Genomic DNA, 14,581 nt, shown 5'->3' with positions numbered 1-14,581 from the left:
TCCCGGCTATTTGTCGTATCTCCAGAGGATTGACGCTGAGATATGAAGTATTTATTTACTGATCCTTAGAATCCTTCGCAGGTTCATCTGCTCCGTTGCTAGAGATTGACTTCGATTCTACTTTCACGTCGTCGCTGTTCACTTCCTCCAGTGCAGACGGAGCGGGTTCACCCGGGATCAATTCGCGCTGCTCAATCATGCGTTTGACGACTTCATAACAGTCATCCACATGTTTGTTACCCACATAGCGCATGGCTGTGAAGCTGAGTGCGGCAGCCAGTCCCTGTCCTGCAAAGGGAACAAATTTGGCGACCGATTTGGTGGCTACGCGTACGCCGACTCTTTTCAGAACCTGTACCACCAATTCCTTGGTGATCATACGACCGATGACTTTGCTTCCGATGGACATGACGAATCCATAGATCATGGATTTGGTCTCGGGGTCCATGCCGTCCAGCTGTTTTTGTGATAATCCGAATTTATTGTTAATGGCAGGCAACAGCTGCATCAGCATCCCCACATCAGCCAGTACGTCTGTACCGGGCAGCGGAACGAGTGTTGTACCGGCAGATGCGGTAGCTCTTTTGCGAACCATGGTACGGCATTCCTTGCGAACTTGCTCCAATTGTTCCAACGTTGCCGGAATCATAGGGAATCCCTCCATTCGTATATGGTATAGATATAACCGTTTTGACTCGATTTGAATGGGTTCTCACCAGCAAAATTTGCAGCCTTATGACATTAAGGTGCGGAGAAACCCTCTTTCTCATGCATACATCTGGTTAAAAAAGGAAATGGTTTATGGATAAACGGGCCATCTAGCTATTACGAAATGAATGACGATTAGGATGCATATCCGGTTGGGGAACCTATTTGAAATCATGATGAGTACTTAGCGCAAGGCTTGTTTACGGCTTCGACCTTTGTGGGTAAAGGTTAACAAGCATTGGAATGGAGGAAGAGAAGGATGGAGTTTAACAAAGCGTTGTTAATTCATCATCATCATTCAGGCAAGGCCAATCGTGAGAATACAGTGGGACTTGTGGCTGGTGTGCTGGCTCCCGCTGTCCATGAACTCGTCATTGTGCGTACGGATGAACCGGGTGAAGGAGAGAAGTTGTGTCGTGAGCGCGGGGAGCAATTCGATGTGGTGTTTATCCTGGGTGGGGATGGCACGGTGCATGAATGCGTGAATGGACTGGCCGATCTGCAACATCCTCCGTTGATTGGTATATTGCCTGGAGGCACGTGTAATGACTTTGCGCGTTCGCTCGGTATTTCACCGGATGCAGAAACAGCGGCACAAGAAATGCTGGCAGGTCGGGTGGTATCCATTGATGTTGGACGAGCTAATGATCGGGTGTTCACGAACTTTTTTGGTATTGGCTTGATCAGTGATGCATCGCAGAATATTAACGAGAATTTGAAAGGCGCGCTGGGTAAGCTCAGTTACTTTATCAGCACCTTACAGACAATTAGTCATACAGAGCCGTTTCGATACCAACTGGAGGCGGATGGGAAAGAGATGGAAGGCGAAGCTGTGATGATCTATGCAGCCAACGGCCGTTTTCTGGGAACCAATGCATTACCCTTTGCACCGGATGCGTTGCAGGATGGCGAACTGGACGTGCCCATTATTCATGAGACAGGCATTCCGCTGCTGCGAGAGATTCTGTCGCACAAGCCGGAGGGAGATTGGCAACCTCAGAGTGAGAGTATTTCATACTTCAAGGCATCTACACTAAAAGTGAAGACGGATGTCCCGATGTCAGCTGACACGGACGGCGAATTGTATATGAAGACCCCCGCCGAGCTTTCGGTGCTGACGGGTCATCTGAAGTTTCTAACCGGGGAGGGTTATTAGATCCCCCGGTTTTTTAGGTTGATTTTAGCTGATCGGAAACTTAAACATTCCCTACCTGATCTTTCATATGACGTTGCCTAAACTCATCCTCCAGCATGCTCATCTGAATGGCATCATGGTATTGATGATTGTAGAACAAGACATCTCGCTTCACACCCTCGCGCTGGAATCCAAGTTTCTCATACGTGCGAATGGCTCGCTCGTTAAAGGCGTACACCTCAAGCTCGATTCGATGCAGGTTACAGATGCCGAAGCCGTAGTCCAGCATAAGCAGCAAAGCCTCACTACCGTAGCCTTTTCCTTGATGCTCCGCCTGATCGATGGCAACCCGAATATGTGCACTGCGATTCTTGGCATGCATGTCCATCAGGACGACATCTCCGATGATCTGGTCATTTTCCTGTAAAGCAATAAGTAGCATGAGTCTGGTGTCATCTTGTGCAGCGCTCTCAACATAACGTTCAACCTGAGCGCGTGTAAAACTGTTCTGTGTTCCTGTCAGCCTACGCATCTCGGCGTCAAACAGACCGGGGAAATAAGCATCCACATCTGTAATCTCGAAAGGACGCAGATATATGCGCGACGTTTCTAGCAGACGGGGGATACGTGGGGATTGTTTTGGTGGTGACATAGTTGTTTCCTCCTATGGGTTCAAGGCTAGTGTTATTCATGTTATGTATCGTATTAATCAACGGAAAATAGATAATTAACAACACTTTACCATATTTTCTCATGCTTGTAGCTATAATGGTCGATATAAGTATTGTCGTGCTTGCTAAGTCGAAGAGAAACCTAGTTTGAAGATTCGTATTACTCTGCTCGAATTACATATTTTGATTTGCTGTACTGTATACATAGCTGCGTTGTAGTAAACCAGACATTCATAGTCTTAAAGAGACGTATCAGTTTACCTTAGCAGGCCGATAGATTCTATAAGAATAGAAATGGGGATTTAACGAAATGCGAAAGTTAGAGAATTGTTTGAAGTGGTTTACTGTTTTTTTAATTTTGGCTACACCGCTGTTTACTTCATCTGGACAGGTCTCAGCAGCGAAAAAAGAGATCTATATCACTCTTTCTGGAGAAAAACACAGATATGTAGGAGAAGTCAAAAATGGTGTTCCTAATGGTAAAGGAATATCCTACTTTCCAAATGGGAAGAAGAGCTTTGAAGGTAAGTTTTTAGCGGGGAGGCCTCATGAAGGAAAAAGGTATAACTCTGATGGGAAGCTGTACTCGGATATCTCTAATGGACAGGGAAAGATCTATTACCCAAATGGAAAGTTTAATTATGTTGGTAAGGTGGATAAGGAAACATGGCTTCCCTCAGGTAAAGGTACCGAGTACGACATAAATGGAACGGTTAAATATAAGGGCGATTTTTTGAATGGTTCGTTTCATGGTCAAGGTAAGTGGTATACAGAATATGGTGAAATGTTCTATCAGGGTACGTTTAAGAATGGTTTGCCACAGGGACAAGGTAAAGCATATCAATATGGAGAAATTGCCTATGTTGGTGCATTTGATAAAGGAGTACCCACGTATTCTGGCAAAATTAAATTGTACGAAGATGGTGTAATCATCTATGATGGGCAGGCTAAAAATGGAGCTATTACCGGCAAAGGTAAAGGGTACTTAAACGGTAAGTTAGTCTATGTGGGCATGTTTAAAAACGGAAGACCAACGGGTGAAGGTAAATTCTATACGGAGAATAGTAGTGATGGCCCTAATATATCTATTTATATCACTGTCGATTAAGTACCAGGTAAGTAATTACAGGATCAATTCAAAACTTTCAGGAGCAGAGTCCTAAAATCATGATTAGATTTTAACAAATAAACCATCGGTAGGTGTGTTCATTGCATCGCCCGATGGTTTTTTGGCATAACTGCTTTTGAGATACAGCTATATATTTTAGTTCCGCTTAACCGCTCCATCCAGAAACAGGGCCACCAGTTCCCGTGCGAGTTCCTCAATGCTGCCGTCATTCATGTTGCGTACATCTTCGCGGTTCGCGAGCATCAGCAGTGACGTAAATGCATGGGCAAGCAGCATGGGGTTTCCGACCCGCAAGTAACCATTGTCCATCTCCTTCTGAAAATGGGTGGCTAGCACTTCAAATATGCGAACCTCCGCTTCTCGAATCTGGGCGAGTTGCTCCGTGTCCAGATGTTTCTCGGCTTCTCGCATCATGGTCTCCGTTTCAATATGGGAGTGTTGCATCTTTGCTTCAGCAACCTTAACCAGCCTTTCTTGCAATGAGCCGGGTTCTTCCAGACGGAGCGAAGTCTGCTGCATGCCCATCGCCATCATGCGGGTAATGGCAACAGTGAACAGATCGGCTTTGCTGGTGAAGTGATAATAGATTGATGCTTTGGTTACATTGCATAATGAAGCAATCTGCTGGAGAGAAACGGGTTCATACCCGTATTCCATAAACAGACGTGAAGCGGTCATCAATATGTTGGATTGCACAGATGCTTGATCCACACCTGTTTTGGGTCTACCCGGTGAACGGGGAATGTTTGTTTTTTTGCTCATAAGTACATACCTCTTTACGTATTTAATTGCTTGTTAGAAGTGTTCACAAAATTAGGCATTGCAAAATTAACCTTCCGGTATATATAATTAACTCGATTATACTATGACCCGTGGTTCATTACTACACCATCATATATATTAGGGCTTCATAGAAACAGAATAGGGAGATGAAGAGACAATGCAGGAAGGTTCGGGTTACGGCCGCTGGGTTGCCGGCAAACGAAGCAAATGGATTACACTGTTGGTATGGATCATTATCGCTGTTGTGCTTGGCATGGTATGGCCTGCTGTAGGTGATCGTGAAACCAATAACGCGCAGGATCTGAGTGAATCCAAACCATCGGTTCAGGCAGCTGCACTTGCCGAGAAGGAATTCCCTGGTGGTGAAGGACTGCCCGCGCTGATCGTATGGCGTCAAGCCGGCGGTCTGACGGATGAGCAGATTCAGAACATTCAGGCATTAACGGAGCGACTGGATCAAGATCCGGTAGAACAACAACAGTCCGTTGTGCCACTCTATCAATTACCACCACAGGCATTGAAAGGCCAGCTTTCGGAAGACGGAAGTACTTTGGTTATGCCACTTTTCTTCAATGAAGGTGCCGATTCGGAACAATTGAAGGAAGGTATTGAAGCACTTGAGCAAAAGACACAAGACATCTTCGGGGCAAACCCGTTCGATGTAGCTATAGACGATACCAATACATTGGTTGCCCGTGTGACAGGGCCGGTAGGGATATCCATTGACGCAAGCGGACTGTTCTCTTCCGCCGATGTATCCTTGCTGATCGCTACGGTTGTACTGGTATTAGTCCTGCTGTTGTTGATCTATCGCTCGCCGGTACTGGCGATTATCCCGATCATTGCCGTTGGATTCGCATATATGGTGACAAGCCCCATTCTCGGATTCATGGCGGATCAGGGCTGGATTACGGTGGATGCACAGTCGATCTCGATCATGACCGTATTGTTATTTGGAGCAGGAACGGATTACTGTCTGTTCATGATCTCCAGATACCGCCAAATTCTCTATCATGAGCCGGACAAAAAGAAAGCCATCTTCCAGGCAATCACCGGATCTTCCGGCGCTATTGCCATGAGTGGATTCACGGTCGTTGCAGCACTACTCGTGTTGTTGCTGGCTGAATACGGTGCATATCATCGCTTTGCCGTACCTTTCAGTCTGTCCATATTTATCATGTTTATTGCAAGTCTGACGCTGGTTCCGGCACTTCTCGCAATCTTCGGCCGGGGTTCATTCTACCCGTTCGTACCGCGTACCCATGAGATGGAAGTCGAACGTGCGAAGAAAAAAGGTAAACCGGCTCCTGCCCCGCGCAAAGTGAAGGAAAGCTGGATTGGCCGTGTTGTAGTAACAAAGCCATGGACCGTTCTTGCAATTACGTTGGTATTGCTGGGAGGACTGGCGGCATTCTCTACTCAGGTTAAATTTACGTATGATCTGTTGTCTTCCTTCCCGGAGGATGTGCCTTCCCGCGAAGGTTTCACGGTCATTGGCGAACAATTCTCCCAAGGTGAGCTGGCTCCAGTGAAAGTGATCGTTGATGCCGAAGGCAAAGAAACTGATCTGAAGCAGCGTCTCGAATCGCTGGATTACATTAGCAAAGTAGGCGATGCCCAGCAGGGTGCAGAGAATGCCAACATTACCGCCTTTGATGTGGAATTTAATCTGAATCCATATTCCATGGAGGCTATGCAGCATATTCCTGATCTGCGGGCTACTGCGGAACAGGCGCTTCAAGACGCTGGTGTAGCTAATGTGGACAGTCAGGTCTGGATCGATGGTCAGACGGCTGAACAGTATGACATTGAAGTGGCTGGAGAACGGGATGCCAAGATCATTATCCCAGTGGTCATCGGTATGATTACATTGTTATTACTATTATATCTGCGTTCAGTTGTAGCTACGGCGTATCTGATTGCAACGGTTGTTCTGTCGTATTTCTCTGCACTGGGTCTGGGTTGGATCATCATTCACTACGGACTTGGCGCAGATGCAATTCAGGGAGCGATTCCGCTGTATTCCTTCGTATTCCTCGTGGCACTGGGTGAAGACTACAACATCTTCATGATCTCTAGCATCTGGCAGAAACGCAAAACGATGCCGCTTCGTCAAGCGATTAGAGAAGGTGTTGGCGAGACAAGCTCTGTTATTACATCTGCAGGTCTGATTTTGGCAGGAACGTTTGCGGTACTTGCTACATTACCAATTCAGGTGTTGGTGCAGTTTGGTATTATCACAGCTGTTGGTGTGATGTTGGATACCTTCCTGGTTCGTCCGTTCATGGTGCCGGCTATCACCGCATTGCTGGGCAAATGGGCTTTCTGGCCAGGCAAGTATGTTCCAATTGCAGAGAAGAATGAGGAGAAACAGAACCAGTCCATGTAATGCATGGATTGGGTGAGATGGACGGCGGGGCTTCAAGCCTGCTGTCCATTTCTTTATTTTCCGAACGATGATGACCTCAACTCGTTGTCCTCCTGAGATGGAATGGTGGAACTGTAAAATATCCGCAGGATGAGACGTAATCCTGGCTTTCTTTGTATGGGGAAGGTTTACGTAACCAAGTGTTTTGGGACATAATAGAGGAAGCGTCGGCTTAGGGCAGACGGAAGAATTAACAACAATGGGACAACCAGGGGAAGGATGAAAGCAAGCATGACGAACCAACTTAATGTGTATTTCAACCATGACGGCGGCGTAGATGACCTCGTATCGCTGTTCATGCTTCTGCAAATGGACAATGTACATGTAACCGGCGTATCGGTTATTCCGGCAGACGGATATCTGGAGCCAGCAACAGATGCCAGCCGTAAAATCATCGATCGTTTCGGTACATATTCCGTAGAGGTATCCAAATCCAACTCCAGAGGGAAAAATCCATTTCCTGCGGCGTGGAGACTGCATTCCTTCTATGTAGATGCACTTCCAGTACTGAATGAATCCGGCAAAATGGAAGCACCACTCTCTGCTGTTCCAGCACACCAGCATCTGATCGAGAAAGTGCGCAATACCGAAGGCAAAACGTTGCTCCTGTTCACAGGCCCACTGACTGACCTTGCGCGTGCACTCGACGAAGCACCAGACATTGAAGAGAAAATCGACAAGCTGGTATGGATGGGCGGTACATTTGAGCGTGGTAACGTAGAAGAACCTGAGCATGATGGCACAGCTGAATGGAACGTATTCTGGGACCCGGAAGCGGCTTACCGTGTATGGCAAAGTGGCATCCAGATCGATCTGGTTGCACTGGAAAGCACAAACAAAGTACCTCTGACTCCAGCCGTTCGTAACCGCTGGGCAGCGGAGCGTCGCTTCGAAGGCGTTGACTTCTTGGGTAACTGTTACGCAGGTTGTCCGCCACTGGTGTATAGTGAGACAAATTCCACCTACTATCTGTGGGATGTGCTGACAACGGCTTCCGTTGGACGCGAGGACATCGTGAAGAAGAAAACCGTAAACTGTATTGTCATCCCGGATGGTCCTAGCCAGGGCCGCACGGTGGAGCAAGCAGACGGACGTCCAGTACAACTGGTGTATGATACCGATCCGGAAGCGTTCTTTACGTACATGACGGATTTGGGTAAAAAAGCTGCTCCGCAGCGCTACTAATTCAGGCAGCCTCTGGGCTTGCCATCCTTAAAGGTACAACAAAAATAAAGCCGCAGGCAGTGTCCGGAAATGGGGTTGACCCCATAATCCCGTCCCTGCCGTGCGGCTTTTTGTTTTGGGCTGATTTTATATAGATTGATAACAGCGATCGGAAGTTTGTTCTGTCATCGAAGTGGCATGTGTGAATATTCTTAAGTTCAATCTGTATAACAATCTAAGCTGCCCGCTATATTTTAAATCGACTAATCAATCCGTTCAGCTCACTGGACAATACCCGCAGAGATTCGGCGGATGCACGCATCTCATCCATAGATTGCAACTGGCTTCCGGTAGCGTGCGACACCTGTTGGATACTTGAAGAGGATTCGCGTGAGATATGTTCCATATCCTCCACAGAAGCGGATACTTCTTCTGCACTGGCAGACAGCTGCTCGGATGCTGCGGATACTTCGTGCAGACGATCATTCATCGTCTCTATCCCGGTATGAATGGATGTGAATGAACGGCCTGCCTCCTGAACAACAGCGAGACCGGATTGAACTGCTGATGTGCTGGCAGACATATGTTCTGACAACAGGGCGGTCTGGCGTGTCATCTCGGCGATCAGTTCGGTTACATGCTGGGATGATTGCTCTGATTCCCCCGCAAGCTTGCGAACCTCTGAGGCAACCACCGCAAACCCGCTGCCATACTCTCCTGCACGAGCCGCTTCAATACTTGCATTAAGTGCGAGCAGATTGGTCTGTGAAGCGATGCCTTTCATCAGATGTGCCACCGATTCAATTTTACCTGAGTACTGCTCCAGCTGAGAGGTGGAGGCCACCATCTGCACATTTGCTTGATGAATTTTGTCCATGCTGTCAATCGCCGTGTTGATGTTGGCTTGACCTTGCACCGCGTTATTAGTCGTTTCCTGTGAGACATCCGCGACCATGGAGGAAGAATTGGCAATATGCTGCATGCTACGCGTAATCTCTTCCATGGCTACTGTGACTTCGCCTGCACGTGCTACCTGTTCTGCAGCTCCATTGGCCGTATGATTGGTATGCTCGGCAATACGCTGACTAGCTTCGGCAGTCGCCTGTGAATGTTTCGATACACCTTCTGCAGCCTCTAGCAGAGAATCGGAGCTTTGACGGATGCCCGTCATGACATCCCGGGTACCTGTAACCAGATGTTTGAACTCGGAAGCGAGCTGTCCCACCTCGTCCTTGCGACTAAGTTCAACGTTGACGGTCAGGTCGCCTTTTCCTACCTGGGTAATTAACTTCTTCAACTTCACCAATGGTCGGGTCAAGTAATGGGCGAATCCATACACCAGCAAGACACTCAGCAGAACAATAGCCAAGGCTGTCCAGATCATGGTCATACGGTTGCGGGACATCAGTTCATAGACCGCAGTGGAGTCCAGATCCGCACCGACCAGCCCCAGTACTTTTCCGTCATCTCCATGGATCGGCACATATGCTGTAATGGTAGCGCCATATTCATCCTGTGTGAGTTCACCCCGAATAGGCTCATTCTGTTCAAAAGCTTGCAGCATTCCTTCATAATGGGTCTCTTCTGCGGAACCGTAAGGGGAGAAGTCATCCTCTGCCACATCCGCAGCAGCCCCATCCACAACGTAGAAATATGTATTTGTTCCATTTTCTTCGCGAGTACCAAGTGTGTACAGATATTTGAGCCCATTGGCCTCGCGCAGCTGACTAAGCTGCTCACGCAATGTGCCATAATACGCTGTCTCCTCCTGTCCGGTACTGAGTGGTGCATACAGAGAGGTGTCAATTATTGCTACTGCCCGTTCAGCCACAGCCTGTGCCTGCATCCCCATGGATTGTTCGACCAGTTGAGCCGATGAACGGTACATGGTAATGCCAAGAACCGCACCCGCGGCCAGCATCAGACAGGAAAAAAATAAAAAGATCCTCATAAACAAACTGTTCATTGGTAAAAGTGTTCCCCCTTGATCTGTTGAATCAATCGTCTCTTTGTCTCTTTACTTGGTGTTTGTCGTTCTTCTTTGGTTCGTATGTATTGTATATCCAATATACAGTTTTCTACTTGAAATATCGGCATCCGGTCCATAAAGAATTAGCCCCCAAGTCAATTTGATCCGGGAGCTAGTTTCGTTTCAATCCTATATTGACCATGCCCATCATTGGAAGAAACCTCATGGTTACTCCTTAGAGGGGCTTCATATAACTGAGTGATTACCTGATTACATTGTTCCGCCGCCCTGGCGAACAGAGGCAGGAATCTTTTCAGGTCCCTGATTAATATATTTATTAATAAAAGTACCCACCTTGGCATCATCGAATTGGTCGAGCTTCATCGTTTTGGTCCATGCGGTCACCACGACTTCACTGCCTTCGGGAATATCCTTGTTGGGTACAGCCAGAATACCTGCTCCGGCTTCGCGGAATTTAGCGAGGTATTTCAGATGTTCCTTCAAATCCTCGCTTGCGTTCTCACGATAATAGATGATGATATCCCCGTGCTCCAGATTGTGTACCAGGTAATTATAACCCGGGAAGTCGGTGTAAAATCCAAACTTGATATCATGCGGATTATGCGGCCCTGAAGTCGGGATCTTCATCTCATACTGAATAGGGTCCTCCGTATGGTCAGCCCCGTAATATTTATCGTCCGTCACGTCGATTGTCGCGTTGGACTCCAGATCAGCTACATTATATGTTTTACCTGCCCCTTGCATGAAGAAAAGGCCAAACGTAATAATCGACACAGCCATCATTACGTGTGCAGCCAGCCGAAGGGATCGACTTTTTTTCTGAATGTCCGCCCGCTCTTTCTTTTTCATGTGGCCCAGGATTTTGCCCTGTGTGCGTGATGCCCAGATATAGGCGGCGATGGAGAACAGCAACACGATTACACCTACGATGAGCCACAGGTAGGATGTACCTGCCTCGTGCTCCATTTGCATATGATCCATATGAGTCATGTCCATAGAGAGTTCCTCTGCTTTCTTTGTAAAATGAGTGATTAATACACTACATAATGTAGTGTTTATGGCAACGGTGAATCCTCTCATTACGTAACGAGAGTTGCTATAAGAACATACCTCTTGCACTACACATTATAGTGTATGAAACATATTCGGCGCAACGCTGTCTTGGAAAATCAAAAAAAGACGTTCCCCGCGTGAGCAGGGAACGCCTTAATATAATCTAATGGGATAACAGCGATCGGAAGGTTGTTCTGTCATCGAAGTAACGAGTGTAAATAGCTTTATTCCAACTGAACTATTTTACAGACGACCAAATGGTGAAAGCATCAGGCTGATCAGTCCAATAATAATTTCACCCAGCAATTGATAAACAATAAAGAACACGACCGCATTGGCGATCAGCACACTGTACATGCTGTCGATGGCTGCTTTGGTGCGATTCAGTGGATATTGGAACAGCACCGAGTTCAGAGCGACAAAGACAATGATATATGAGACAGCAAGCAAGGAGATCGCGATGGAATACGAGATAATAATAAACAGATTCGCCAGAACAAGGGATACTACAGCAGGAACAAGCAATGTACCGAACTGGGCAACCAATGTTTTGGGACGGAAGGTTATTTTTTCAATCTTCAGAATAGCGTACATCAGTGCAATTGAGGCAATTAGGATAATGACGGTGAACAATAGCGGCCTTAAAAATCCACCAATGAACAAGCCGTCCATGCCTATGCGACTAAAGGTAATTAAGAAGTATGTAGAAGATAGAACTGCAATCAGCGCCATCGTTAGCCATCCGTTTAGTGAATGCTGGTCGCCAACGGTTTTCATCGTCTGATAAGGACGGGCCAATACACTGAGGAAATAGGATAGATACTGTTTACTTACTTCTTTGGCTTGCTGAACTTTCTCATTCTGCACGATATTATTCCACTGATTGGAGCTATTGTCTCCTGCAGAAGCATGGTCATTGGTGCCTGTTGATTCTCTTGCCTGTTCCTTGTGAATAGATACGGATGGTGTGTTGGATGGAGCGGATGCCTGGGAAGAGGTAGCCTGTGTGCTGGACCAACGGGTATATTCGGGTTCGGAAGCAGCAGCAGATTCCGGGTTCGGTACAGGAGTTGGTGATGAGGTTGTTTGCGTCAGATTAGAGCCGCACCTCTCGCAAAAATGGGCATCTCCATTTTCATGATTACATACTGGACATTTCATGGTATAAGCCTCCAATTTCTAGAAAATAAAAACATGTCAACATTGTGTCTCATTTTAACGGTTGATGACGAAGTTTGTCTATGTTTCGCAGGAATTAATACCCCTACAGAGAGAAAGTTGAAACGAAGACTCGAATGCTGTGTATTAAAACGTAGTTTAGAAGTAACAATAGTATAGGACTGACATGCAGGCATTTTAATGTAAATTCACCGTGGTTTAAGACGAATTTTTTTTGGGGGTAAATGTCTTATCGTTCGCTTCTGTGTGTGATTTACATGTTAAGTATATCTTTTGGGTTGCTCATTTCAGAAGATTTATGTATAATCAATCGTGTTAACACGTCGAATGTACGGTAGTAAGAGATGTGGGTGAGTTCATGGAACTACTGGACAGCAATGAGAGCAAGAAGAAGATGTGCCAGTATTATAACGAAATCTCGAAGGAACTGTTCGGATTTGGCACCACTCTCCTGAGAGTGACCATTGACCAGAATATTGTGACCTTCTACGCGAAGCACCGACGTTCACCGCGCTCTGATGCCCTGGAAGGGGAGGCCCCCGGCTTAAAGCTGGAAGTGGACTTCCGCATGTCTGTCTTATATAAGAAGAAATTCCGGGAGAAGCTCGAGCAACACATGGGTTTGCCAATTGAAGCTATATTGCGGGATTATGATGCGTCCACTCAGTGGGCGATCACAAATGTGATTCTGGAACAGGCTTAGGATGGATCGGCAGGATTAATTCTTGTTGATGTATGCAGAGGTTATGGCCCGGATTCATGATCAGGTTCCGTACAATTTCATATGATGGCGTCTGTCTTTGGATTGATTCTGAAGCAGAAACCGATGATGTACCGGCAGCGGGTGTCGCTTTCCTTTGTTTACGAAGAAAAGTGTTCTTGTTTATACAAGAATGCTTTTCTTTTTGTTTTTTAAGTCGAACTATACACACTCAACTAACGCAATTTACACGGGCACTCGATGACAGAACAACCTTCCGATCGCTGTTATCCCCAGATTTTTTGATCCTTTAATAAAGGTGAAATCCGGTGATAAAGGCGCACGCTTCGCTTCTTCAGGTTATTTCTGTCCTCTCCGTTATGTGTAAATGCTTAGCAGAGCATGTAAGCTAGTTCAACTTAATGGTTGGGTTGTTAAAACACATATATCAGGGGGAATCAGGATCATGATGAAAAAGTGGATTAGCGGTTTGGCAGCAGTGGCAATGACATCAGTATTACTTGCAGGTTGTGGCAGCAGCACGGATGATGCGACAGGCGGATCAGGCAGTGGGGGAACAGCAGCGAACAAATTGGTTATCTCCACTTGGGGCTTCTCGGAAGATTTCTTTAATGAAGAAGTATTTGGTCCCTTTGAAAAAGAACATAATGTAGACATCGTGCTCGAAGTCGGCAATAACGCTGAACGTCTGAATAAAATTCGTCAAGGTACATCAAATGTCGATGTTATCTACCTGTCTGATTATTATGCACAACAAGGTATCGATGAAGGTCTGTTTGAGAAAATCGACCGCTCCAAAATTCCAAATGTAAATGACATTTATGATATTGCCAAAGCACCACTTGGTGAAGATTATGGCCCGGCCTACACGGTTGGACAGCTCGGTATCGCTTATAACCCGGATCTCGTATCCAAAGAAGTGACTTCATGGAGTGACCTGTGGGACCCGGCGTTCGAAGGTAACCTGACCATTCCGAATATTACGGCAACAGCAGGCCCAATGATTGTGGATGCAGCTTCTCGTGTAGCTGGAAACGATACGTTTAATGAAGATGCGGCATTTGCTGAACTGAAAAAACTGAGCGGCAATGTGGTGAAATTCTACAGCCAAACATCCGAATTCGTGAACATGTTCTCCCAAGAAGAGATTGCTGGCGGACCGATCATGGAAATGTATTTCAAAGATCTGAAAGCAGCCGTGCCCAATGCAAAGTTTGTTACACCTAGCGAAGGTGCATATGCCGTGATGAACACGATCAATGTCGTGAAGGGCAGCAAAAACAAAGAGCTGGCTGAAGAGTTCATCAACTGGCAGCTGAGCCAGGATGTACAAGCGAAATCTGCCAAAGCTAAAGTTGATTCCCCGGTTAATACAAAGGTTGAACTGACTGCTGAAGAAGCAGAAGGCGTAACATACGGCGCTGAAGTTGTTGAGAAGCTGAACAAGCTGGATATGGAATTTGTGAATCAACAGGTTAAAGGCTGGACAGATCGCTGGAACCGCGAGATTGCACAATAAATACAAGTAACCGACTGACTTAAAAGTTATCTTTGGTCAACATGTTTAACTTATATCATTTGCAGCAAGCAACCATATCACCGCATAGGAGTTGAGAACGG

General features: G+C 46.5%; 12 protein-coding genes. 6 read left to right on the top strand and 6 right to left on the bottom strand.

Annotated features, from left to right (window positions below):
- Positions 1–55: 55 nt before the first annotated feature.
- Complete coding sequence (locus tag QNO02_RS28320) at positions 56–649, bottom strand: hypothetical protein (protein ID WP_289390583.1); 594 nt, start codon at positions 647–649, stop codon at positions 56–58.
- Positions 650–967: 318 nt separating this feature from the next.
- Here QNO02_RS28320 and QNO02_RS28315 point away from each other — a divergent pair, with 318 nt between their 5' ends.
- On the top strand, positions 968–1,864 hold the full coding sequence (locus tag QNO02_RS28315; RefSeq protein WP_289390582.1) for a diacylglycerol/lipid kinase family protein: 897 nt from the start codon (positions 968–970) through the stop codon (positions 1,862–1,864).
- A 40-nt stretch (positions 1,865–1,904) separates the two neighbouring features.
- On the opposite strand, the gene QNO02_RS28310 is transcribed toward QNO02_RS28315, so the two are convergent.
- Positions 1,905–2,495 (bottom strand): GNAT family N-acetyltransferase, encoded by a 591-nt coding sequence (locus tag QNO02_RS28310; protein ID WP_289390581.1) that lies wholly within the window; start codon positions 2,493–2,495, stop codon positions 1,905–1,907.
- 329 nt (positions 2,496–2,824) lie between these two features.
- On the opposite strand from QNO02_RS28310, the gene QNO02_RS28305 reads away from it, so the two are divergent.
- On the top strand, positions 2,825–3,622 hold the full coding sequence (locus QNO02_RS28305) for an MORN repeat-containing protein (RefSeq protein ID WP_091035967.1): 798 nt from the start codon (positions 2,825–2,827) through the stop codon (positions 3,620–3,622).
- 156 nt (positions 3,623–3,778) lie between these two features.
- Here the strand turns inward: QNO02_RS28305 and QNO02_RS28300 are convergent, their stop codons facing one another.
- The gene (locus QNO02_RS28300) at positions 3,779–4,405 is read right to left on the bottom strand and encodes a TetR/AcrR family transcriptional regulator (RefSeq protein ID WP_091035970.1); all 627 of its coding nucleotides are present in this window, start codon (positions 4,403–4,405) and stop codon (positions 3,779–3,781) included.
- A 178-nt stretch (positions 4,406–4,583) separates the two neighbouring features.
- Between QNO02_RS28300 and QNO02_RS28295 the strand changes: the two genes are divergently transcribed.
- Together QNO02_RS28295 and QNO02_RS28290 are read left to right on the top strand one after the other, a co-directional pair.
- The gene (locus tag QNO02_RS28295; RefSeq protein WP_091035971.1) at positions 4,584–6,815 is read left to right on the top strand and encodes an MMPL family transporter; all 2,232 of its coding nucleotides are present in this window, start codon (positions 4,584–4,586) and stop codon (positions 6,813–6,815) included.
- Between the two features lie 270 nt (positions 6,816–7,085).
- On the top strand, positions 7,086–8,039 hold the full coding sequence (locus tag QNO02_RS28290; RefSeq protein ID WP_017691781.1) for a nucleoside hydrolase: 954 nt from the start codon (positions 7,086–7,088) through the stop codon (positions 8,037–8,039).
- Between the two features lie 226 nt (positions 8,040–8,265).
- Here the strand turns inward: QNO02_RS28290 and QNO02_RS28285 are convergent, their stop codons facing one another.
- The 3 genes from QNO02_RS28285 to QNO02_RS28275 all read right to left on the bottom strand — a co-directional run bounded on the left by QNO02_RS28285 (position 8,266) and on the right by QNO02_RS28275 (position 12,222).
- Complete coding sequence (locus QNO02_RS28285; protein WP_091035974.1) at positions 8,266–9,984, bottom strand: methyl-accepting chemotaxis protein; 1,719 nt, start codon at positions 9,982–9,984, stop codon at positions 8,266–8,268.
- Between the two features lie 273 nt (positions 9,985–10,257).
- Positions 10,258–11,004 (bottom strand): DUF3105 domain-containing protein, encoded by a 747-nt coding sequence (locus QNO02_RS28280; protein ID WP_176872918.1) that lies wholly within the window; start codon positions 11,002–11,004, stop codon positions 10,258–10,260.
- Positions 11,005–11,304: 300 nt separating this feature from the next.
- The gene (locus tag QNO02_RS28275; RefSeq protein ID WP_091035979.1) at positions 11,305–12,222 is read right to left on the bottom strand and encodes a hypothetical protein; all 918 of its coding nucleotides are present in this window, start codon (positions 12,220–12,222) and stop codon (positions 11,305–11,307) included.
- Positions 12,223–12,598: 376 nt separating this feature from the next.
- Here QNO02_RS28275 and QNO02_RS28270 point away from each other — a divergent pair, with 376 nt between their 5' ends.
- Together QNO02_RS28270 and QNO02_RS28265 are read left to right on the top strand one after the other, a co-directional pair.
- A complete protein-coding gene (locus tag QNO02_RS28270; RefSeq protein ID WP_017691786.1) occupies positions 12,599–12,943 on the top strand; it encodes a Na-translocating system protein MpsC family protein in 345 nt (114 codons plus the stop codon).
- A gap of 466 nt (positions 12,944–13,409) precedes the next feature.
- On the top strand, positions 13,410–14,480 hold the full coding sequence (locus QNO02_RS28265) for an ABC transporter substrate-binding protein (protein WP_289392917.1): 1,071 nt from the start codon (positions 13,410–13,412) through the stop codon (positions 14,478–14,480).
- Positions 14,481–14,581: the final 101 nt, after the last annotated feature.

Origin of the sequence: Paenibacillus sp. PK1-4R, from assembly GCF_030369595.1 — a bacterium.
Classification (GTDB): domain Bacteria; phylum Bacillota; class Bacilli; order Paenibacillales; family Paenibacillaceae; genus Paenibacillus.
Note: the sequence above shows the minus strand (reverse complement) of the source record. Positions and strands in the feature narration are given on the sequence as shown.